The sequence below is a fragment of the Kitasatospora sp. NPDC001540 genome, from assembly GCF_042894345.1.
GTDB lineage: Bacteria > Actinomycetota > Actinomycetes > Streptomycetales > Streptomycetaceae > Kitasatospora > Kitasatospora phosalacinea_C.
Map to the genome: position 1 here is coordinate 13,791 of NZ_JBIAVO010000009.1, position 20,107 is coordinate 33,897.

Here is a 20,107-nt window from a genome sequence, read left to right on the forward strand (position 1 = left end):
GTCGCACATGGACCGTCGAATTTTCGGGCTGGAGAACGAGTACGGCGTCACCTGCACCTTCCGGGGCCAGCGCCGCCTGTCGCCGGACGAGGTGGCCCGCTACCTCTTCCGCCGGGTCGTCTCCTGGGGCCGCAGCAGCAACGTCTTCCTGAAGAACGGCGCCCGCCTCTACCTCGACGTCGGCTCCCACCCCGAGTACGCGACCCCCGAGTGCGACGACGTCACCGAGCTGGTCACGCACGACAAGTCCGGCGAGCGGATCCTCGAGGGCCTGCTGGTGGACGCGGAGCGGCGGCTGCACGAGGAGGGCATCGCCGGGGACGTCTACCTCTTCAAGAACAACACCGACTCGGCCGGCAACTCCTACGGCTGCCACGAGAACTACCTGGTGGCCCGGCACGGCGAGTTCTCCCGGCTGGCGGACGTGCTGATCCCGTTCCTGGTGACCCGGCAGCTGATCTGCGGGGCGGGGAAGGTGCTGCAGACCCCGCGCGGCGCGGTGTACTGCGTCAGCCAGCGGGCCGAGCACATCTGGGAGGGCGTCAGCTCGGCGACCACCCGCTCCCGTCCGATCATCAACACCCGCGACGAGCCGCACGCCGACGCCGAGCGCTACCGGCGGCTGCACGTCATCGTCGGCGACTCCAACATGTCGGAGACCACCACGCTGCTCAAGGTCGGCGCCACCGACCTGGTGCTGCGGCTGATCGAGGCCGGGGTGGTGATGCGGGACCTGACGCTGGAGAACCCGATCCGGGCGATCCGCGAGGTCAGCCACGACCTGACCGGCACCCACCAGGTCCGGCTCGCCAACGGGCGGGAGGCCTCCGCGCTGGAGATCCAGGAGGAGTACTACACCAAGGCGCTGGAGTTCGCCGACCGCAAGGGCCTCAACGAGGGCACCGTGGCCCGGGTGCTGGACCTGTGGGGCCGCACCCTGGAGGCGGTGCGCAGCGAGGACCTGGCCAAGGTCGGCACCGAGATCGACTGGATCATGAAGTACCAGCTGATCGAGAAGTACCGGGCCAAGCACCAGATGACCATGTCCAACCCGCGGGTCGCCCAGATCGACCTGGCCTACCACGACATCCACCGCCGCCGCGGCCTGTTCTACCTGCTGCAGAAGAACGGCCAGGCCCAGCGGGTCACCACCGACCTGCTGACCTTCCAGGGCAAGTCGGTGCCCCCGCAGACCACCCGGGCCCGGCTGCGCGGCGACTTCATCAAGCGCGCCCAGGAGCAGCGCCGCGACTTCACCGTCGACTGGGTGCACCTGAAGCTGAACGACCAGGCGCAGCGCACCGTGCTGTGCAAGGACCCGTTCCGTTCGGTCGACGAGCGGGTGGAGAAGCTGATCGCCGGGATGTGACCGACCGGCCGTGACGGTCCGTCGGGGGCGCGCCGAGCGCCTCCGACGGACCGGACGAATCGGGTCATAGGCTGACGCCATGCGTCGAATCGCCTGCCTGCTCACCGTCCCCCTGACCGCCGTGCTGATCGCCGGATGCAGCAGTTCGGACGGCTCCGGGAAGTCCACCGCGACGACGCCCCCCGCCTCCTCGGCCTCCGCGGTCCAGGTGCCGAGCCCGGTGGCCTCCGCCTCGCCGATGCCGACCGTCAGCGGCGACTTCGGCTCGAAGGCGACGATCACGCTGCCGTCCGGGCAGCCGAGCGGCGACTTCGTGGTGAGCGTCGTGAGCGAGGGCTCCGGGGCGGAGGTCAAGAAGGGCGACTGGGTGACGGTCAACTACACCGTCAAGGACTGGACCAGCGGCAAGGACCTCTCCAGCTCCTACGACTCCGGCGGCAAGCCGCAGCTCTACCAGGCGGGCAGCGGGCAGTTGGTGCCCGCGTTCGACCAGAGCGTGGTCGGCAAGAAGGTGGGCTCCCGGCTGCTGGTGGTCGCCCCGCCCGCGGCCGGGTTCGGCAGCCAGGGGTCGAGCGCGCTGGGCGTCGGCAAGGACGACACCGTGGTGTTCGTGCTGGACGTGGTGAGCGCGACGCCGCAGGACACCACCATCCCCGGGGACCTCACCCAGCCGCCCGCGAACGCCCCGCAGGTGAAGGACAACGGCAAGGCCGCGCCCACCATCACCGTCCCCTCCGGCCAGCAGCCGCCCACCGACCTGCAGCAGTACGTCCTGGTCAAGGGCACCGGCCCGGAGGTGCAGAGCGGGCAGACGCTGCTGGTCCAGTACACCGGCGTGACCTGGGCCGACGGCAAGCAGTTCGACTCCTCGTGGAACCACGGCGGCGCGCAGGCGCTGCAGGTCGGCACCGGAAGCCTGATCAAGGGGTGGGACCAGGGGCTGGTCGGCAAGACCGTCGGCAGCCGGGTGCTGCTGGTGGTGCCGCCCGCGCTGGGCTACGGCGACCAGGCCAGCGGGTCGATCCCGGCGAACTCCACCCTGGTGTTCGTGATCGACATCCTGGCAGCCGTCTGAGAACCGCCTGACAGCGGGGCGCGGACCGGCTCGAACGGCTCTCATGCCGACCTGGCATACTGCTGCCCCGCACCAGTGGTACACGCGTCGTCGGGCGAGTCGAATGGGGAGTCATGTCTGAGAAAGCGTCGAGCCCGGGCGAGGCCGACAACACCGGGAACAAGCCTCCCCTGGACCGCGAGTCGATCGTCGTCCCCGCGGAGATCCTGACCCAGGCGGGCTGGGCACCGCCGACCAACCCGGTCAACCCGGTCAACCCGGACGCCAAGGCCGATCAGGTCCCGCAGTTCTTCGCGTCCAACCAGCGCAAGGTCCCGCTCTCCGAGGCCGGGTACGACGAGGACCCGGGCGGGGTGGGCCGGCTCGGCGTCATCCTGGGCTCGGTCCTGGCGGTCCTGCTGATCGCCTCCGGCGTGACGCTGTACTACGTCAACAAGGACGGCGGCCACAAGCCCGCCGCCAAGGCGGACTCCGCGACGGCCAGCCCCAGCGCGGCCGCCTCGGACGCGCCGACCCAGCAGCCGGTGCCGCCGATCAAGGACAACGCCAAGGTGCTGCCCACCGTCTCCGGCGACTTCGGCACCAAGGCCACCATCACGCTGCCCAAGGACGCGCCCGACGGCACCTTCGTGGTCAAGGAGCTGTCCGCGGGCAACGGCGCGAAGGTCGAGAAGGGCAACTGGGTCTCCGTCGACTACACCGCGATGGACTGGCAGACCGGCAAGGAGATCCCCGGCTCGTACGGGGAGCAGAACGGCAAGCCGCAGCTGTACCAGGCCGGTGCCGGGTCGCTGATCGCCGCGCTGGACAACGCCGTCGAGGGCCACAAGGCCGGCAGCCGCCTGCTGGTGGTCGCCCCGCCCGCGGCCGCGTTCGGCCCGCAGGGCAGCCAGCAACTGGGCATCGGGGGCAACGACAGCCTGGTGTTCGTGCTGGACATCCGGCAGTCCACCACGCCGAACGCGGTGGTCTCCGGTGACGTGACCCCGCCGCCCGCGGACTTCCCGCAGGTCAAGGACAACGGCAACAAGCCCGCCGAGATCACCCCCGTCCCGGGCGCCGCGGACCCGACCGACCTGAAGAGCCACGTGCTCATCCAGGGCAAGGGCCGCAAGATCGAGTCCGGCGAGAAGGTGCTGGTGCAGTACACCGGCGTGCTCTACAAGGACGGCAAGAAGTTCGACTCCTCGCTCGACCGCGGGCAGGCGTTCACCTTCACCACCGGCGCCGGCAGCGTCATCGAGGGCTGGGACAAGGGCATCGTCGGCCAGAACATCGGCAGCCGGGTCGAGCTGGTCATCCCCGCCTCGCTGGGCTACAAGGACAAGGCCAGCGACAGCATCCCGGCCAACTCCACCCTGGTGTTCGTGGTGGACATCCTGGACGCGGGCGTCGGCGGCGACAGCTGACGCGCCGTCGGTGCGCCTAGGATGAACCCCGTTCACGCAACCGAACGAGAAGAGCAATCGTGAGCCTGACCAAGCCGGAGATCGACTTCCCGGGCGGCGACGCCCCGAGCGAGCTCCAGATCCGCGACATCGTGGTCGGCGACGGCGCCGAGGCCAAGGCCGGGGCGACCGTCGAGGTCCACTACGTGGGTGTCACCTTCGCCTCCGGCGAGGAGTTCGACGCCTCCTGGAACCGCGGCCAGACCTTCAAGTTCCCGCTCGGCAAGGGACGGGTCATCAAGGGCTGGGACCAGGGCGTCGAGGGCATGCGCGTCGGCGGCCGCCGCGAGCTGGTCATCCCGCCGCACCTGGCCTACGGCAACCAGTCGCCGAGCCCGCTCATCCCGGCCGGCTCCACCCTGATCTTCGTGGTGGACCTGCTGGGCGTCTGACCTCGGACGCACCACCGGACCCCCGGCTCCGCACGGAGCCGGGGGTCCGGCTTTCTCTGAACGTGCCCGTACCGGTACGGTCAGGCAGGTCACCCCCGATCGGAGGAAGGGTCAGCGATGGCGATCGCCAAGGCAGAGCGGCTGATGAACCTCGCCCTGTGCCTGATGAACACCCGGCGTCCGCTCTCCAAGAAAGAGCTGCGCGAATCCGTCGAGGCGTACCGGGAGGCCTGGCAGCAGGGCTCCGAGGACGCCTTCAACCGGATGTTCGAGCGCGACAAGGACGACCTGCGGGAACTCGGACTGATCATCGACGTGGACGAGAACGCGCTCGACGGCGAGATCGGCTACCTCGCCCGGCGCGACCGCAACCGCCTCCCGGAGATCGCCCTGGACGCCGAGGAGGCCGCCGCGCTGGCGCTGGCCGCCCGGGTCTGGCAGCAGGCCAAGATGTCCGGCGCCGCCAGCGGCGCCCTGCAGAAGCTGCGCGCCGCCGGCGTCCCGTTCGCCGAGGACCGCGAGCACGGCGCGCTGGAGCCGCGGATCCCCGGCCGGGAGGCCGCGTTCGAGCCGCTGCTCACCGCCGCCCGCGACCGGCGCCCGGTCACCTTCGACTACCGCAAGGCCGGGGCCGCGACCGCCGAGCCGCGCTCGGTCGAGCCCTGGGCGCTGGAGTGCTGGCGCGGCCACTGGTACCTGGCGGGCTACGACCGCGACCGCGGCTCGGCCCGGGTGTTCCGGCTCTCCCGGATCACCGGCAAGGTCCGCTCCCGGGCGGGCGCGTTCACCGGCGAGGTGCCCGAGCACGTGGACGTCCGGGCCGTGGTCGCCCGGTTCGCGGGCGAGGGCGCGACCGCCGTGGCGCGGGTCAAGGTGCGCTCCGGCGCCGCCTACCCGCTGCGCCAGCGCGCGCTGGAGACCCGGCCGGTGGGCGCCGACTGGGACGAGCTGGACATCCCGTACGGCAACGGCCTGGGCGCCGACCTGGCCGAGTACGGCCCCGACGTCATCGTGATCGGCCCCGAGGACCTGCGGGCCGACGTCATCGACCGGCTGCGCGCCGTGGCCGGTCTCGCGGAGGTGCAGGCATGAGCAACGCGATCGACCAGACGCGGCGGATGCTGTCGTTGGTCACCTACCTGCGCGAGCGGCCCGGGGCCGAGGTGGCCGAGGTGGCGCGGGCGTTCGGGATCACCGAGCGGGAGCTGATCGGCGACCTGAACGTGCTGCCGATGTGCGGGACGTCCTTCCGCGGCGGCGACCTGCTCGACATCGACACCGACGGCGAGCGGATCTGGTGGCACAACGTGGACGACGTTGCCCAGCCGCTGCGGCTGGCCGCCGACGAGGCCACCGCGCTGCTGGTCGCCGCCCGCGCCGTGGCGGGCCTGCCCGGGCTGCGCGAGCGCGACCGGCAGGCGCTCACCCGGGCCGTCGCCAAGATCGAGGACGCGGCGGGCGAGAACGCCGAGTCCGCCGCCCGGATCGGCGTCACCTTCGAGGCCGAGGGCACCGTCTTCGCCGACATCGACCGCGCCCTCAGCGAGGGCCGGCTGATCTGGCTGCGCTACTGGTCGCACGGCCGCGGCGAGCTGACCGAGCGCGAGGTCGACCCGATCCGGCTGGTCACCGAGGGCCACACCTACCTGGAGGGCTGGTGCCGGACCTCCGAGGACCGGCGCACCTTCCGGCTCGACCGGATCGCCGAGATCAAGGTGCTGGACGAGCCCGCCAACCCGCCCCGCCTGCAGCCCCGCGACCTGTCCGCCGGGCTGGTCGCCCCCACCGCGGACGACCCGCAGGTGGTGGTCGAGGTCGGCCCCGGCGGCCGGTGGGTCGCCGAGTACTACACCCACGACAGCGCCGAGGAACTCCCCGACGGCGGCCTGCGGATCACCCTGCGCTCGGCCGAACCGGCCGGGCTGCGCACCCTCGCCCTGCGCCTGGGCCGGGACGGCCGGATCACCGCCCCCGTCCAGCTCGCCGAACAGGCCCGCACCGCCGCGCTGGCCGCGCTGGAGCACTACCGGGACGGACAGGTCTGAACCACGTGACCGACGGCACCAGATTCAAGGTGTACTGCTCGCAGTGCCGGGAGAAGGTCGAACTCCCGGCCGCCGAGTTCCGGTTGGCGCTCGGCGCCAGCAAGGAGCGGACCTTCTACGGCTTCACCTGCCCGGCCTGCGGGGCGTCCGTCCGCAAGATCGCCGGGGAGAAGATCGTCGCCGCGCTCACCGAGGCGGGCGTGCACACCATGCGGCTGCTGCCGGTGGACGGATAGGAAGGCGCCGCACGTGAACTGGACCCTGGTCGGGGCCGTCCTGCTCTCCACCGCGGGCCTGCTGGTGCTGGGCGTGCTCGGGCTGCGGCTGTGGCTGGACGCCCGGGCGCTGGCCCGGGAGGTGGACGGCGCGGTCGCCGCGCTGCAGCGGGCGGGCGAGGCGGACTGAGGCGCTTCCGGCGGTGCCGCCGAGGTGCTGCCGAGGAGCTTCCGGCGGTGCTGCCGGGCGGGCGGGTGACCGGTACCCGATCGTTGGGGACCGGGTTCCCGCCGCGACACCCCGAGCGGCTACCATCGCCCGCAGAGGGGGAGTCCTGCCTCCCGGACCTCCCGGACAAGGAAGGCGGTGCTCCGGAGATGCGTCTCCTTTCGCCCGGCTCGTTGCTGCTGGTCACGGTGTTCGCGGTGCTGCTGTTCGGCGGCAAGCGGCTGCCGGACGCGGCGCGGGCGCTGGGCCGGTCGTTGCGGATCCTCAAGAGCGAGGGCAAGGCGCTGCGCCGGGAGTTCGACTCCGGTCGCGAGGCCGCCGCGCCCGCGTCCGCCGCCCCGGCCGCGCGGCCCGCCGCCGAGCCGGAACGGGTGGTCAAGGCCGCCCCCGGCGCGTCCCGCACCGACCGGGCCGCCTGAACGACCGCGTCGGGCTCCCGCACCACTCCGACTACGACGAGCGCACGATTCGAGGACCGGGTTGAGCAAGACGACCAAAGCGGCCAAGGACCCTGAGGGGCGGATGGCGCTCGCCGACCATCTCCGCGAGCTGCGCAACCGGCTGGTCAAGTCGCTGCTGGCGATCATCTTCTTCACGATCGTCGCGGCGTTCTTCAACAAGCGGCTGCTGGACTTCCTGATCGCCCCGCTGCCCGCCTGCGGTCCGGACGGGCACCCGGTGCCGGGCGACGAGCACTGCGCGCAGGTCTCCAACATCGGTCTGCTGACGCCGTTCACCCTGGTGCTGAAGGTCAGCCTCACCGCCGGCGTGGTGGCCGCCACCCCGGTCTGGCTGTACCAGCTGTGGAAGTTCGTGGCGCCCGGTCTGCACCAGCACGAGAAGCGCTACTCGATCTCCTTCCTGGCCATCGGCACCCCGCTGTTCCTCGCCGGTGCGGCCTTCGCCTACCTGGTCATGCCGATGACCGCGCAGATGCTGATCAGCTTCGTCGCGGACGGCGTCACCTCGATCGTGCCGGTGGAGGACTACCTCGACCTGGTCACCCGCATGGTGCTGGTGTTCGGGGCGGGCTTCGAACTGCCGCTGTTCCTGGTGATGCTGAACCTGGTCGGGGTGCTCACCGGCAAGCGGATGCTGGGCTGGTGGCGCGCCATGGTGATGGGCATCACCGTGTTCGCGGCGTTCGCCACCCCGTCCGCCGACCCGGTGTCGATGCTGGCGCTGGCCGCGCCGATCTGGACGCTGTACTTCATCGCGGTCGGCATCTCGCTGGTGAACGACAAGCGCAAGGCCGCCCGCAACCCCGACGCCGGGCTGAGCGACGAGGAGGCCTCCCAGGTCGACCTGACGGTCGAGAGCGTGGCGGGGGCGGAGTCGGTCGGCGGGGTGGAGCCGGTGGAGGCGCCGGCGCCGATCCCGGCGGCGCGCCGCGACCAGATCGACGACGACATCACCTGATGAGCGACTGAGCGGCTGAACCGTCGAACGGCCCCGGACCCCTGTGGTCCGGGGCCGTTCGCGTTCCCGGGCCCGGCGGGGGAGATCGGTGCTGGTGGGGGGCTTGCCCGTGCTTCAAGACATGTGACATATTACTGAGGTGCTCAAGCGAACCCCCTACGACGTCGTGGTGGTCGGCGCCGGTGTCGTCGGCGCCGCCTGCGCCTACTACGCGGCCCGCTCCGGCCTGAAGGTCGCCGTGGTGGACCGCGGACCGGTGGCCGGCGGGACCACCGGCGCGGGCGAGGGCAACCTGCTGGTCTCCGACAAGGAGCCCGGCCCCGAACTCGACCTCGCCCTGCTCTCCACCCGGCTGTGGCGCGAACTCGCCGAGGAGTTCGGCGCCCGCGTCGAGTACGAGCCCAAGGGCGGCCTGGTGGTCGCCACCCGGCCCGCCGGCCTCGACCCGCTGCACGGCCTCGCCGCGCGGCAGCGCGCCGTCGGGGTGGAGGCCGTCCCGGTCGCCGCCGACGAACTGCGCGCCCTCGAACCCCACCTGGCCGAGGGGCTGCCCGGCGGCTACCTGTATCCGCAGGACGCCCAGGTGCAGCCCGCCCTCGCCGCCGCCCACCTGCTGCGCGCCTCCGGCGCCGACCGCTACCTCGGCGAGGCCGTCACCGGCCTGCTGCGCGGCCCCGGCGGCAGCGTCACCGGGGTCGTCACCGGGCGCCGCGAACTCGCCGCGCCCGCCGTGGTCAACGCCGCGGGCACCTGGGGCGGCGAACTCGCCGCGCTGGCCGGGGTCCGGCTGCCGGTGCTGCCCCGGCGCGGCTTCGTCCTCGTCACCGAACCGCTGCCGCGGATCGTCCGGCGCAAGGTCTACGCCGCCGACTACGTCGCCGACGTCGCCTCCGGCTCGGCCGACCTGCAGTCCTCCGCCGTGGTCGAGGGCACCCCCGCCGGGCCGGTGCTGATCGGCGCCAGCCGCGAGCGGGTCGGCTTCGACCGCACCCTCGCCCCCGGGGTGCTGCACCGGCTCGCCGCCCAGGCCGCCGCGCTCTTCCCGGTGCTGCGCACCGTCCAGGTCCAGCGCGCCTACCGGGGCTTCCGTCCCTACCTGCCCGACCACCTGCCCGCGATCGGCCCGGACGCCCGCGTCCCCGGTCTGCACCACGCCTGCGGGCACGAGGGCGCGGGCATCGGCCTGGCGCCCGCCACCGGGCTGCTGATCAGCCGCCGACTGCTCGGGGAGGAGCCGGGGCTGGACCTCGCGCCGTTCCGTCCCGAGCGGTTCGAGGGCACGGGGGAGGAGCCGTGAACGGGGCGGGGCGCGAGGTACGAGAGACCCGGAGGCGAGGAGCAGCCATGGACCCGCTCGACCTGGTGGGCGCCGAACCCGGACCCGCCCGCACCATCCTGTTCGACGGACGCCCGGTGCCCGCACTGCCCGGGCAGACGCTGGCCGCCGCGCTGTGGGCCGACGGCGTGCTCGCCTGGCGCACCACCCGCGGCACCGGCCGCCCGCGCGGCGCGTTCTGCGGGATCGGACAGTGCTTCGACTGCCTGGCCACCGTCAACGGCCGCCCCAACCAGCGCCTGTGCCTGCTGCCCGCCGAGCACGGCGACACCGTCACCACCCAGGAGGGGCACGGCCATGCCGACCTCGAAGTCTGAGCCGTCCGGCGGCCGCCGGGGCTCCTGCTACGACCTCGCGGTGATCGGCGCCGGGCCCGCCGGACTGGCCGCGGCCGACGCCGCCGCCGGGCTCGGCCTGCGGGTCGCGCTGGTGGACGCGGGCAGCCGCCCCGGTGGCCAGTACTACCGGCACCCCGCGCCCGAACTGGGCGCGGCCCGGCCGGAGAAGCTGCACCACGGCTGGGCGGTGTTCGCCCGGCTGCGGGCCCGGCTGGCCGCCCGGCCGCTGGTCGACCACCTGCCCGGCCACCACGTGTGGGCGGCCGAGGCGGGCGTCCCCGGCGACGAGGAGCGCCCTTGGCGCCTGCACGCCACCCGCGGCCCCGGGGCCGGCGACCGGGCCACCGTCCCGGCCCGCGCCGTCCTGCTGGCCACCGGCGCCCACGAGCGGCACCTGCCCTTCCCGGGCTGGACGCTGCCCGGCGTGGTGACCGCGGGCGGCGCGCAGGCGATGCTCAAGTCCTCCCTGGTGCTGCCCGGGCGCCGGATCGTCGTCGCCGGCAGCGGCCCGCTGCTGCTGGCCGCCGCCTCCTCGCTGGTCTCGGCCGGGGCGAGGGTCCCCGTGGTCGTGGAGGCCGCCACGTACCTCGGCTACGCCCGCGGGCTGCCGGTGCTGGCCGGCAACCCCGGGAAGCTCGCCGAGGGCGCCGCGCACGGCGCCCGGCTGCTGCGGCACGGCGTGCGGCTGCGCCGCGGCAGCGCCGTGGTCGAGGCGCACGGCACCGACCGGGTCACCGCCGTCACGGTGGCCCGGCTGGACGCCCGGTGGGGGCCGGTGCCCGGCAGCGAACGGCGGATCGCGTGCGACGCGCTGGCGATCGGGCACGGGCTCGTCCCGCAGATCGAACTGGCCACGGAGCTCGGCGCCGCGACGGTCACCGGGCCGGACGGCGCGGTCGCCCTCGCGGTCGACGCCGAGCAGCGCACCAGCGTGCCCGGGCTGTGGGCCGCGGGGGAGACCTGCGGCGTCGGCGGCGCCGACCTGGCGCTCGCCGAGGGCGTGCTGGCCGCCCACGCGGTGGCCGGACGCCCCGCGCCCGCCCGGGAGAGCGCCGTCCGGCGGCGGCGGCGCGCGTTCGCCGCGCTGATGGCCGCCGCGCACGCGCCCGGGCCGGACTGGACCGGCTGGGTCACCGACGACACCGACGTCTGCCGGTGCGAGGAAGTCCCGGCGGGCGAGATCCGGGCGGCCGTGGAGGAGCTCGGCGCCGGTGACGCCCGGACGGTCAAGCTGCTCACCCGGGCCGGGATGGGCTGGTGCCAGGGCCGGATGTGCGGGCCCGCGGTGGCCCGCCTGTCCGGCGGCGGGGCGGGGCGGCCGGACGGCCGACCGCTCTCCTGTCCGGTGCCGCTGGCGCAACTGGCGGATCCGGGGCCGGAGTCGGGACCGGAGCGGTCGGGCCGGGGGTAGCGGTCGGGCGGTGACCGGCGGGGCCGGCGCCGGGGGCGGAGTCGTCGCCTCGGGCGCGGGCCGGATCGGTTCGGGTGGGCGGGGCCCTCTTGTGGGCTCAGCTCGCCTGTTTGTAAAATGTCACACATCATATCGAGGGAGATTCCCATGACCCGCACGCCCCACGACCCCGCCCGCCCCTGGCGCGGCATCATGGTCGCCACCACGCTGCCCTTCCGGGACGACCTCACGGTGGACTACGACGCCTACGCCGAGCACGTCCGCTGGCTGATCGACAACGGCTGCGACGGCGTCGTCCCCAACGGCTCGCTCGGCGAGTACCAGACGCTCACGCCCGAGGAGCGCGCCAAGGTCGTCACCACCGCCGTCGAGGCGGCCGGGGACGGGGCCCGGGTGATGCCCGGGGTCGCCGCGTACGGCAGCGCGGAGTCGCGCCGGTGGGCCGAGCAGGCCGCCGGGGCCGGGGCCGGGTCGGTGCTGCTGCTGCCGCCGAACGCCTACCGGGCCGACCACGCCGCGGTGCGGGCCCACTACGCCGAGGTGGCGAAGGTCGGGGTGCCGGTCGTCGCGTACAACAACCCGATCGACACCAAGGTCGACCTCGTCCCCCCGCTGCTGGCGCAGTTGCACGCGGAGGGCTCGATCGTCGCGGTCAAGGAGTTCTCCGGCGACGTCCGCCGGGCCTACGAGATCGGCGAGCTGGCGCCGGGCCTGGACCTGCTGATCGGCGCCGACGACGTGCTGCTGGAGCTGGCGATCGCCGGTGCGGTCGGCTGGATCGCGGGCTACCCGAACGCGCTGCCCGCGGCCACCTCCGCGCTGTACCGCGCCGCCGTCTCCGGCGACCTGGCCACCGCCGTCCCGCTCTACAAGTCGCTGCACCCGCTGCTGCGTTGGGACTCCAAGACCGAGTTCGTGCAGTCCATCAAGCTCTCGATGGACCTCGCGGGCCGCCCCGGCGGTCCGACCCGCGCCCCGCGCCTGCCGCTGGAGCCGGAGGCCGAGGCCGCGGTGCGCGCCGCGACCGAGAAGGCGCTCGCCGAGGGCCACCGGTAACCACCCGCGCCGCCGCCCCGATCCGTCCCCGCCAGCTGACTGGAGAGCACCGCGATGCGGACCCGTCACGTCTTCCACGCCGTCGACTCGCACACCGAGGGCATGCCCACCCGGGTGGTCACCGGCGGCTTCGGCACGATCCCCGGCGCCACCATGGCCGAGCGGCGCGCCCACTTCCAGCGGCACCTGGACGGGTTCCGCACGCTGCTGATGTACGAGCCCCGCGGCCACTCCGCGATGAGCGGCGCGATCCTGCAGCCGCCCACCCGGCCGGACGCCGACTTCGGGGTGCTGTACATCGAGGTCTCCGGGCTGCTGCCGATGTGCGGCCACGGCACCATCGGCGTGGCCACCGTGCTGGTGGAGACCGGCATGGTGCCGGTGGTCGAACCGGTCACCACCGTGCGCCTCGACACCCCCGCCGGGCTGGTGGTCGCCGACGTCCGGGTGGAGGACGGGGCCGCGGTCGCCGTCACCCTCCGCAACGTGCCCTCGTACGCGGTCGCGCTGGGGCGGGAGCTGGCGGTGCCCGGGTACGGGACGGTCGGCTACGACCTCGCGTACGGCGGCAACTTCTACGCGATCCTGCCGCTGGAGCAGCTCGGACTGCCGTTCGAGCGCGGGCGCAAGGACGAGATCCTGGCCGCCGGGCTGGCGGTGATGGACGCGATCAACGCCGCGGAGGAGCACCGGCCGGTGCACCCCGAGGACCCGTCCATCCACGGCTGCCACCACGTCCAACTGCTCGCGCCCGGCTCGGACGCGGTGCACTCGCGGCACGCGATGGCCATCCACCCCGGCTGGTTCGACCGCTCGCCGTGCGGGACGGGCACCTCCGCGCGGATGGCGCAGCTGCACGCGCGCGGCGAGCTGGCGATCGGCGCCGACTTCCGCAACGACTCCTTCATCGGGACGACCTTCACCGGCCGCCTGGTCGAGGAGACCACCGTGGCCGGCCGGCCCGCCGTCGTCCCGACCGTCACCGGCCGGGCCTGGGTCACCGGCACCGCGCAGTACTTCCTCGACCCGACGGACCCGTTCCCGGCCGGCTTCCTGCTGTGACGGCGCCGCGCCTCGGCGCTCCGCCGACTCCCTTTGCCTGAAAGGTCACTGAGCATGACGACGATCGACTCGTACAACCCCGCCGACCCCGACGACCTGGTCGCCTCGGTGCCGTCGACCGGGGCCGAGGGCGTCGCGGCGGCGCTCGCGGACGCGCGCGGGGCGCAGCGCGGCTGGTGGGCGCTGGGGGCGGCCGGGCGGTCGCTCGCGCTGACCGCGGCGGCCGCGGCGATCGAGGGTGCCGCCGACGAGCTGGTCGGGCTGGTCGTCCGGGAGGTCGGCAAGCCGGTCGCCGAGGCCCGCGGCGAGGTCGCCCGCACGGTGGCGATCTGGCGCTACTACGCGCAGGCGCCGTTCGCCGCCTCCGGTGAGGTGCACGAGCCCGCCGCCGGGCCGGGCCTGCTGCTGACCCGCCGCCGCCCGTACGGGGTGGCCGGGCTGATCACGCCGTGGAACTTCCCGCTGGCGATCCCCAGTTGGAAGGCCGCGCCCGCGCTGGCTGTCGGCAACGCGGTGGTGCTCAAGCCGTCCTCGGAGGCGGTCGCGGTGGCGCTGCGGCTGGCCGAGCTGGCGGGCCTGCCCGAGGGCGTGCTGACGGTGGTGCCGGGCGGTGCCGAGGTGGGGACGGCACTGATCGGCGGCGCCGACGTGGTCTCCTTCACCGGCTCGACCGCGGTGGGGCGCTCGGTGATCGCGGGGGCGACCGGGCGCGGCATCCCGGTACAGGCCGAGATGGGCGGCCTGAACGCCGCCCTCGTCCTGCCCGACGCCGACATCGCGCAGGCCGCCGCGCACCTGGCGGGCGCCGTCGCGGGCTACGCGGGCCAGAAGTGCACCGCCACCAGCCGGGTGATCGCCGTCGGCGACGCGTACGAGCCGCTGGCCGAGGCGCTGGCCAAGGCGCTCGACCAGACCCCGGCCGCCGACCCGTCCGCGCCCGGCACCTCCTGCGGCCCGGTGATCAACCGGCAGGCGCTGGAACGGCTGACCGACGCGATCGACACCGCCCGCGCGGGCGGCGCGACCGTGCTGGCGGGCGGGGCGCGGGCCGAGCGGGCGGGCTGGTTCCTGGAGCCGACCCTGCTGGAGGGCGTCCCGGCCGGGCACCCGCTGCTGACGGAGGAGTTCTTCGGCCCCGTCGCCGTGCTGCTGCCCGCCGCCGACCTGGACGAGGCCGTCGCGCTGGCCAACGACACCCGGCACAGCCTCTCCACCTCCGTCCACTCGCGCGCCCTGGACGCGGTGCTGGCCGCCGCGGACCGGCTGGACGCGGGCATGATCCGGATCAACGCGCCCTCCAGCGGCGTCGACTTCCACCTGCCGTTCGGCGGCGCCAAGGGCGCCTCGTACGGCTCCCGCGAGCAGGGCCGGGCCGCGCTCGACTTCTACACCGCCTCGCGCACCGTCAGCGTGCTGCCCGCCGGGGAGCAGTGATGCAGCAGATCTCGACCACCGACTACCACACCGCGGGCGAGCCGTTCCGGATCGTCGTCGCGGGCCTGCCGCCGGTGCCCGGCGACACCGTCGCCGAACGCCGCTCGATCGCGATCGGCGCGGGCGGCACCGCGACCTCGCCGCGCCCCAGCGCGCTGGACGACGTGCGCCGCCTGCTGACCCGCGAACCGCGCGGGCACGCCGGGATGTACGGCGGGTTCGTCGTCCCCGCGGACGACGGCGGGGCGCACTTCGGCGTCCTGTTCTGGCACAAGGACGGCTACTCGACGGCGTGCGGCCACGGCACCATGGCGCTCGGCGCCTGGGCGGTGGACACCGGCCTGGTCGCCGCCCCCGAGCACGGCACCGCGCTGGTGCGCATCGACGTCCCCTCCGGCCGGGTCAGCGCCACCGTGCACCGCAGCGGGGGCCGTACCACCGCCGTGACCTTCCGCAACGTGCCGACCCGGGTGCTGGCCCGCAAGGTCGAACTGACCGTCGGCGGACGCCCGGTGGCCGTCGACCTGGCACACTCCGGCGCGGTGTACGCCTCGCTGCCCGCCGCCGCGCTCGGCCTGTCCGTCGTCCCCGACCGGCTGGCCGAACTCACCGCCGCCGGACGGGAGGTCCGTGCCGCGCTGGAGGGCCACGAGGCGCTCGCCGGGCACCGCGACGGCGTCTACGGCGTCATCCTGTACGACGAACTGCCCGACACGCCGGCCGGCCCGCACCAGCGCAACGTCACCGTCTTCGCCGACGGCCAGATCGACCGCTCCCCGTGCGGCTCCGGCACCTCCGCCCGGCTCGCCCTGCTCGCCGACGAGGGCGCCCTCGGCGGCGACCGAGCCCTGCGCCACGACTCGATCATCGGCACCGTCTTCACCGGCCGGGTCCGCGGGACGCAGGACGGCGGGGTGGTCACCGAGGTCACCGGCACCGCCCACCGCACCGGCGAGCACCGCTTCGTCCTCGACGGCGAGGACGCCCTCGGCGCGGGCTTCCTGCTGTGACCGCCCCGGGGCTGGAGCTGACGCTCGACTTCCCGGCCGCCGTGGACGCGCTGGAGCGGGCCCTGCTGGACGGGCTGGACGTGGAGGCCTGCCCGCCGCGGGTGGGCGTGCCCGTCCCGGCCGGGGAGTTGCTGCTGATGCCCGCCGCGACCGGGCGGTACGCCGGGGTGAAGGTCGCCGGGGTGGCGCCCGGCAACCCGGCGGCCGGGCTGCCCCGGATCACCGGGTCGTACCTGCTGCTCGACGGCCCCACCCTGCAGCCGCTCGCCCTGCTGGACGGGGCCGCGCTCACCGCGCTGCGCACCCCCGCCGTCACCGCGCTGGCCCTGCGGGCGCTGGCCGCGCCCGGCGCCCGGCACCTGGTGCTGTTCGGCGCCGGGCCGCAGGCGCTGGGCCACGCGGCGGCGCTGCGGGCCGTGCTGCCCGGGCTGGAGCGGGTCACGGTGGTGGCCCGGCGGCCGGGCCCGGCCGCCGAACTGGCCGCCCGGGCCGCCGGGTTCGGCCTGGAGGCGGCCGTCGGGACGCCGGGGGCGGTCGCCGGGGCCGACCTCGTGGTGTGCTGCACCGCCGCCCGCACCCCGCTGTTCGACGGCGCCCTGGTGCCCGACCGGGCGGTGGTCGCCGCGGTCGGCTCGCACGAGCCGCGGGCCCGCGAGGTGGACGCCCAACTGCTCGGCCGCGCCGACCTGTTCGTCGAGGCCCGGAAGGTCGCGCTGCGCGAGGCCGGGGACCTGCTGCTGGCCGGGGTCGGGGCCGAGCGGCTGACCAATCTGGCCGAACTGGTCACCGGGAGGGCCGTCGTCCGCCATGATCGACCCAGGTTCTTCAAGAGCGTGGGCATGGCGTGGCAGGATCTGGCGGTGGCGGCGGCGCAGCACGCGGTGGCGGGGTAGCGCCTCGGCGCGCGGACACGGACGGCGACCGTCGCACGTGGGGCATTCACTCTCCGCAACGTGACATTGTACAATGGGGCCCTATTGGACCTCCGGAGGAACACCATGGCCGACCTCAAGCCCCGCAACCTCATCTCCGTCCAGGAGCGGCTGCGCGACCAGGTCGCCCACGCCCTGCGTGCGGCACTCATCTCCGGCGAGCTGCGCCCGGGCGTGGTCTACTCGGCCCCGACCCTGGCCGTCGACTTCGGGGTCTCCGCGACCCCGGTCCGCGAGGCGATGCTCGACCTGGCCCGGGAGGGCCTGGTCGAGGCCGTCCGCAACAAGGGCTTCCGGGTCACCGAGCTCTCCGACCGGGACCTCGACGAGTACACCGAGATCCGCGCGCTCATCGAGGTCCCCACCGTCGGCCAGGTCGCCCGGACCGCCACCGCCGAACAGTTGGAGGCGCTGCGCCCGCAAGCCGAGGCCATCGTCGCGGCCGCCCGCCAGCACGACCTGATCGGCTACCTGGAGGCCGACCGGCAGTTCCACCTCGACCTGCTCGCCCTGGCCGGCAACGCCCGACTGGTCGAGACCGTGGGCGACCTGCGCAAGCGCTCGCGCCTCTACGGCCTCAACCGGCTCGACCGGCAGGGCGAGCTGGTCACCTCCGCCGAGGAGCACCTCGAACTGCTCGACGTGCTGCTGACCGGCGACGCCGAGGCCGCGCAGGAGTGCATGACCCGGCACCTCGGTCACATCCGCCACCTGTGGGCGGCCGGCGACCGGGCCGCCGCGCAGCAGTAGCGGGAGGCCGGGCCGGGGGGCTCGGTCGGCGGCGGTCGGGGGCGGTCAGGGCCGGTCAGGGGTCGGTCGGGGGGTGCGGGTCAGGCCGGGGTGCGGCATCCGGCGAGGAGGACGGCGACCATGTGCCGGGCGTCGGCCTGGTCGTAGTCGGGGCCGGTGATGCAGAGGTTCCCGACGGCGCGCATGAGCCGGTAGGCGGTGAGGCCGGGGTGGAGTCCGCCCTCGGCGGCGCACGCGTCCAGTAGTGCGGTGCAGGCCGGGACCAGGGTGTCGAGCATGAGGACGTGGAGGTTCTCCAGCCCCGGATCACCGGAGCCCAGGGCCGCGCCGAGGCCGTGCTTGGTCACCAGGAAGTCCACGAACGCGTCCGTCCACCGCCTCAGTGCGGTGAACGCCGAGTCGGACTCCGCCAGGAGCTGCGGGGCGAGGGCGGCGCAGGCGTCGATCTGGTGCCGGTAGACGGCGGTGACGAGGTCCGCGCGGGTCGGGAAGTTCCGGTAGAGCGTGCCGACGCCGACGCCGGCGCGCACGGCGATGTCGCGGACCGGCGCCTGGACGCCCTGTTCGACGAAGACCGCCGCGGCTGCCTCCAGCAGGCCGCGGCGCGTGCGTTGCGCCTGTGCTTGGCGTACCCCGACCGACTCCGGCACGGATGGCTCCCCTTTACTCGCGGAACAATGTTCCGCTAAGTTGGCGGAACGTTGCTCCGTCAAAGTATGGCAGAGCCGTCCCCGGAGAGAGCCCAGGTCCCCCCATGTCCTCCCACACCCATGCCCACTTCCGTGACCGGCAGATCGTCTCGGTCAAGCCCCTCACCGTTCCCGCGCCCGGTCGCGGCACCGACCTGCAGGTGCGGGTCACCGCCCCCCGGACGGGCCGGGACCTGCCCGTGATCGTCTTCTCCCACGGCAACGCCTGGTCGCTGGACGGGTACGGGCCCCTCGTCGACCGGTGGGCCGCCGCCGGATTCGTCGTGGTGCAGCCCACCCACCTGGACTCCCGCCGCAACGCCATCGGCTGGGACGACCCGCGCTTCGCCACCGTCTGGCGCGTGCGGATAGCCGACCTCCACGCGGTCCTCGACCACCTCGGCGACCTCCTGGCCCAGGCCGACCTGGAGACCCGCGCCGACCCCGGGCGCACCGCCGTGGTCGGCCACTCCTGGGGCGCCCAGACTGCGGGCGCCCTCCTCGGGGCCCGCGTGCTCGACGCCGACGGCGTCCCCGGCGAGGACTTCTCGCACCCCGCGGTGTCGGCCGGTGCGCTGATCGCCGCGGCCGGGACCGGCGACACCCTCACCCCGTTCGCCGCCGAGCACCTCCCGTTCATGAAGCCGGACTTCTCCACCATGACCACCCCGGCCCTGATCGTCGCCGGGGGCGAGGACCGGTCGCAGCTCACCACCCGGGGGCCGGAGTGGTTCACCGACGCCTACCACCTCAGCCCGGCCCCCAAGAGCCTGCTCACCCTCGCCGGGGCCGAGCACACCATGGGCGGCATCGCCGGGGAGAAGGTCGCGGAGACCACCGACGAGGACCCCGAGCGCGTGGCCCTCCTCGCCGACGCGGTCTCCGCCTACCTCCGCACGGCCCTCGGCCTCGGCGACGCCGAGTGGGCCGCGCTGGCTCCGGGCGGCAGCGGCGAGGCCGGGGACGGCGCGTGGAGCATCACCGGCAAGTGAGTCCGGGCCGGGGCGGGTTCGGTGCGTCCGGCTCGGTGCGCCCGGTTCGGTGCGCCCGGCTCGGCGTGCTCGGCTCGGCGTGCTGGGCTCGGTGCGCTCGGTGCTCCTCGGGCGGGTCCGGCCGGGAGCGGACGGGATCGGCCGGGCTCAGCCGGACAGGCGGCCGTCGTGCATCTCCAGGACGCGGTCGGCCCGGCCCAGCAGCTCGCGGTCGTGGGTGACCATCACGGTCGCGGTGCGGTGGGTGCGGGTCACCTCGGCGAGGAGTTCAACGACCTGGGCGCCGCGTTCGTGGTCCAGGGCCGAGGTCGGCTCGTCCACCAGCAGGACGGACGGGCTGCCGAAGAGGGCGCGGGCGATGTTCACCCGCTGGCGCTGGCCGCCCGAGAGCTGGTGCGGGCGGCGGCGCTGCTCGGGGCCCGTCAGGCCGACCGACTCCAGCAGGTCCTCGGCCCGGCGGCGGGAGCGGGCCGGGCGGCGGCCGCGCACCGACTCCAGGACCAGCAGTTGCTCGACGGCGGTCAGCGAGGCCAGCAGGTTCGACTGCTGGAAGACGATGCCCAGGCGTTCGCGGCGCAGCGCGGTGCGCTCGCGCTCGCCCAGCGCGCCCGCGTCCACGCCGTCGACCAGCACCTCGCCGCGGTCCGGGCGCAGCAGCGTCGCGGCCACCGCCAGCAGACTGGACTTGCCGGAGCCGGACGGGCCCGCGACGGCCGTGAACTCGCCCGGGGCGACGGTCAGTTCGACCTCGTCCAAGGCGGTCAGCCGACTCCCGCCGTCCGGGTAGCTGAGGGTCACGGCGCGCAGGGCGAGGCCGGTGCCGGTGCGCGGGGAGGTGGCGGTGGCGGTGGCGGTGGTGGTCACGGCGGGGCCTTCCGGGGTGGGGTGGGTGGTCATCGGCGGGG

The 20,107-nt window shown here is 74.5% G+C and carries 22 protein-coding genes; 20 read left to right on the forward strand and 2 right to left on the reverse strand.

Going from position 1 to position 20,107, the window contains the following annotated elements; translation table 11 throughout:
• Positions 1-7 precede the first annotated feature (7 nt).
• From pafA to ACFY00_RS13655, 19 genes are all read left to right on the forward strand, one after another.
• Positions 8-1,369, forward strand: coding sequence for a Pup--protein ligase (gene pafA / locus ACFY00_RS13565; protein WP_388030720.1), 1,362 nt, complete (start codon positions 8-10; stop codon positions 1,367-1,369).
• 79 nt (positions 1,370-1,448) lie between these two features.
• Positions 1,449-2,444: an FKBP-type peptidyl-prolyl cis-trans isomerase gene (locus ACFY00_RS13570; protein ID WP_388030722.1), complete on the forward strand. Its 996-nt coding sequence runs from the start codon at positions 1,449-1,451 to the stop codon at positions 2,442-2,444.
• 113 nt (positions 2,445-2,557) lie between these two features.
• Positions 2,558-3,853 (forward strand): FKBP-type peptidyl-prolyl cis-trans isomerase, encoded by a 1,296-nt coding sequence (locus ACFY00_RS13575; protein WP_388030723.1) that lies wholly within the window; start codon positions 2,558-2,560, stop codon positions 3,851-3,853.
• A 59-nt stretch (positions 3,854-3,912) separates the two neighbouring features.
• Positions 3,913-4,284, forward strand: coding sequence for an FKBP-type peptidyl-prolyl cis-trans isomerase (locus tag ACFY00_RS13580; RefSeq protein ID WP_285737734.1), 372 nt, complete (start codon positions 3,913-3,915; stop codon positions 4,282-4,284).
• A 117-nt stretch (positions 4,285-4,401) separates the two neighbouring features.
• On the forward strand, positions 4,402-5,376 hold the full coding sequence (locus ACFY00_RS13585) for a helix-turn-helix transcriptional regulator (RefSeq protein WP_388030726.1): 975 nt from the start codon (positions 4,402-4,404) through the stop codon (positions 5,374-5,376).
• Positions 5,373-6,329 carry a helix-turn-helix transcriptional regulator gene (locus ACFY00_RS13590; protein ID WP_388030728.1) on the forward strand — a complete coding sequence of 319 codons (957 nt, stop codon included), beginning with the start codon at positions 5,373-5,375 and terminating at the stop codon, positions 6,327-6,329. Before ACFY00_RS13585 ends, ACFY00_RS13590 begins: the two co-directional genes overlap by 4 nt.
• A gap of 5 nt (positions 6,330-6,334) precedes the next feature.
• Positions 6,335-6,565 carry a hypothetical protein gene (locus ACFY00_RS13595; protein ID WP_285737731.1) on the forward strand — a complete coding sequence of 77 codons (231 nt, stop codon included), beginning with the start codon at positions 6,335-6,337 and terminating at the stop codon, positions 6,563-6,565.
• A gap of 13 nt (positions 6,566-6,578) precedes the next feature.
• On the forward strand, positions 6,579-6,734 hold the full coding sequence (locus ACFY00_RS13600) for a hypothetical protein (RefSeq protein ID WP_388030731.1): 156 nt from the start codon (positions 6,579-6,581) through the stop codon (positions 6,732-6,734).
• A 188-nt stretch (positions 6,735-6,922) separates the two neighbouring features.
• Complete coding sequence (tatA, locus tag ACFY00_RS13605; RefSeq protein ID WP_388030734.1) at positions 6,923-7,192, forward strand: Sec-independent protein translocase subunit TatA; 270 nt, start codon at positions 6,923-6,925, stop codon at positions 7,190-7,192.
• Positions 7,193-7,295: 103 nt separating this feature from the next.
• On the forward strand, positions 7,296-8,192 hold the full coding sequence (gene tatC / locus ACFY00_RS13610) for a twin-arginine translocase subunit TatC (protein WP_388031086.1): 897 nt from the start codon (positions 7,296-7,298) through the stop codon (positions 8,190-8,192).
• Positions 8,193-8,331: 139 nt separating this feature from the next.
• On the forward strand, positions 8,332-9,489 hold the full coding sequence (locus ACFY00_RS13615; protein ID WP_388030735.1) for an NAD(P)/FAD-dependent oxidoreductase: 1,158 nt from the start codon (positions 8,332-8,334) through the stop codon (positions 9,487-9,489).
• A 47-nt stretch (positions 9,490-9,536) separates the two neighbouring features.
• On the forward strand, positions 9,537-9,845 hold the full coding sequence (locus tag ACFY00_RS13620; RefSeq protein ID WP_388030737.1) for a (2Fe-2S)-binding protein: 309 nt from the start codon (positions 9,537-9,539) through the stop codon (positions 9,843-9,845).
• A complete protein-coding gene (locus ACFY00_RS13625) occupies positions 9,826-11,277 on the forward strand; it encodes an NAD(P)/FAD-dependent oxidoreductase (protein ID WP_388030739.1) in 1,452 nt (483 codons plus the stop codon). Before ACFY00_RS13620 ends, ACFY00_RS13625 begins: the two co-directional genes overlap by 20 nt.
• A gap of 147 nt (positions 11,278-11,424) precedes the next feature.
• The gene (locus tag ACFY00_RS13630) at positions 11,425-12,333 is read left to right on the forward strand and encodes a dihydrodipicolinate synthase family protein (protein ID WP_388030742.1); all 909 of its coding nucleotides are present in this window, start codon (positions 11,425-11,427) and stop codon (positions 12,331-12,333) included.
• A 54-nt stretch (positions 12,334-12,387) separates the two neighbouring features.
• A complete protein-coding gene (locus tag ACFY00_RS13635; RefSeq protein WP_388030745.1) occupies positions 12,388-13,395 on the forward strand; it encodes a proline racemase family protein in 1,008 nt (335 codons plus the stop codon).
• Positions 13,396-13,449: 54 nt separating this feature from the next.
• A complete protein-coding gene (locus ACFY00_RS13640; protein WP_388030748.1) occupies positions 13,450-14,829 on the forward strand; it encodes an aldehyde dehydrogenase family protein in 1,380 nt (459 codons plus the stop codon).
• Entirely contained in the window at positions 14,829-15,839 is a 1,011-nt protein-coding gene (locus tag ACFY00_RS13645) for a proline racemase family protein (protein ID WP_388030750.1), read from the forward strand. Before ACFY00_RS13640 ends, ACFY00_RS13645 begins: the two co-directional genes overlap by 1 nt.
• Complete coding sequence (locus ACFY00_RS13650) at positions 15,836-16,732, forward strand: ornithine cyclodeaminase family protein (RefSeq protein ID WP_388030751.1); 897 nt, start codon at positions 15,836-15,838, stop codon at positions 16,730-16,732. Before ACFY00_RS13645 ends, ACFY00_RS13650 begins: the two co-directional genes overlap by 4 nt.
• 105 nt (positions 16,733-16,837) lie before the next feature.
• A complete protein-coding gene (locus ACFY00_RS13655; RefSeq protein WP_388030753.1) occupies positions 16,838-17,521 on the forward strand; it encodes a GntR family transcriptional regulator in 684 nt (227 codons plus the stop codon).
• A gap of 80 nt (positions 17,522-17,601) precedes the next feature.
• On the opposite strand, the gene ACFY00_RS13660 is transcribed toward ACFY00_RS13655, so the two are convergent.
• A complete protein-coding gene (locus ACFY00_RS13660; protein WP_388030755.1) occupies positions 17,602-18,171 on the reverse strand; it encodes a TetR/AcrR family transcriptional regulator in 570 nt (189 codons plus the stop codon).
• A 104-nt stretch (positions 18,172-18,275) separates the two neighbouring features.
• Between ACFY00_RS13660 and ACFY00_RS13665 the strand changes: the two genes are divergently transcribed.
• Complete coding sequence (locus ACFY00_RS13665) at positions 18,276-19,202, forward strand: alpha/beta hydrolase family protein (RefSeq protein ID WP_388030758.1); 927 nt, start codon at positions 18,276-18,278, stop codon at positions 19,200-19,202.
• A 147-nt stretch (positions 19,203-19,349) separates the two neighbouring features.
• Here the strand turns inward: ACFY00_RS13665 and ACFY00_RS13670 are convergent, their stop codons facing one another.
• On the reverse strand, positions 19,350-20,099 hold the full coding sequence (locus ACFY00_RS13670; protein WP_388030761.1) for an ABC transporter ATP-binding protein: 750 nt from the start codon (positions 20,097-20,099) through the stop codon (positions 19,350-19,352).
• Positions 20,100-20,107 lie beyond the last annotated feature (8 nt).

Bases quoted from the DNA above. Each gene is read 5' to 3' on its own strand.
- pafA (WP_388030720.1), top strand. From the start codon at position 8: ATGGACCGTCGAATTTTCGGGCTGGAGAACGAGTACGGCGTCACCTGC.
- ACFY00_RS13570 (WP_388030722.1), top strand. From the start codon at position 1,449: ATGCGTCGAATCGCCTGCCTGCTCACCGTCCCCCTGACCGCCGTGCTG.
- ACFY00_RS13575 (WP_388030723.1), top strand. From the start codon at position 2,558: ATGTCTGAGAAAGCGTCGAGCCCGGGCGAGGCCGACAACACCGGGAAC.
- ACFY00_RS13585 (WP_388030726.1), top strand. From the start codon at position 4,402: ATGGCGATCGCCAAGGCAGAGCGGCTGATGAACCTCGCCCTGTGCCTG.
- ACFY00_RS13590 (WP_388030728.1), top strand. From the start codon at position 5,373: ATGAGCAACGCGATCGACCAGACGCGGCGGATGCTGTCGTTGGTCACC.
- tatA (WP_388030734.1), top strand. From the start codon at position 6,923: ATGCGTCTCCTTTCGCCCGGCTCGTTGCTGCTGGTCACGGTGTTCGCG.
- tatC (WP_388031086.1), top strand. From the start codon at position 7,296: ATGGCGCTCGCCGACCATCTCCGCGAGCTGCGCAACCGGCTGGTCAAG.
- ACFY00_RS13620 (WP_388030737.1), top strand. From the start codon at position 9,537: ATGGACCCGCTCGACCTGGTGGGCGCCGAACCCGGACCCGCCCGCACC.
- ACFY00_RS13625 (WP_388030739.1), top strand. From the start codon at position 9,826: ATGCCGACCTCGAAGTCTGAGCCGTCCGGCGGCCGCCGGGGCTCCTGC.
- ACFY00_RS13630 (WP_388030742.1), top strand. From the start codon at position 11,425: ATGACCCGCACGCCCCACGACCCCGCCCGCCCCTGGCGCGGCATCATG.
- ACFY00_RS13635 (WP_388030745.1), top strand. From the start codon at position 12,388: ATGCGGACCCGTCACGTCTTCCACGCCGTCGACTCGCACACCGAGGGC.
- ACFY00_RS13640 (WP_388030748.1), top strand. From the start codon at position 13,450: ATGACGACGATCGACTCGTACAACCCCGCCGACCCCGACGACCTGGTC.
- ACFY00_RS13645 (WP_388030750.1), top strand. From the start codon at position 14,829: ATGCAGCAGATCTCGACCACCGACTACCACACCGCGGGCGAGCCGTTC.
- ACFY00_RS13655 (WP_388030753.1), top strand. From the start codon at position 16,838: ATGGCCGACCTCAAGCCCCGCAACCTCATCTCCGTCCAGGAGCGGCTG.
- ACFY00_RS13665 (WP_388030758.1), top strand. From the start codon at position 18,276: ATGTCCTCCCACACCCATGCCCACTTCCGTGACCGGCAGATCGTCTCG.
- ACFY00_RS13670 (WP_388030761.1), bottom strand. From the start codon at position 20,099: ATGACCACCCACCCCACCCCGGAAGGCCCCGCCGTGACCACCACCGCC.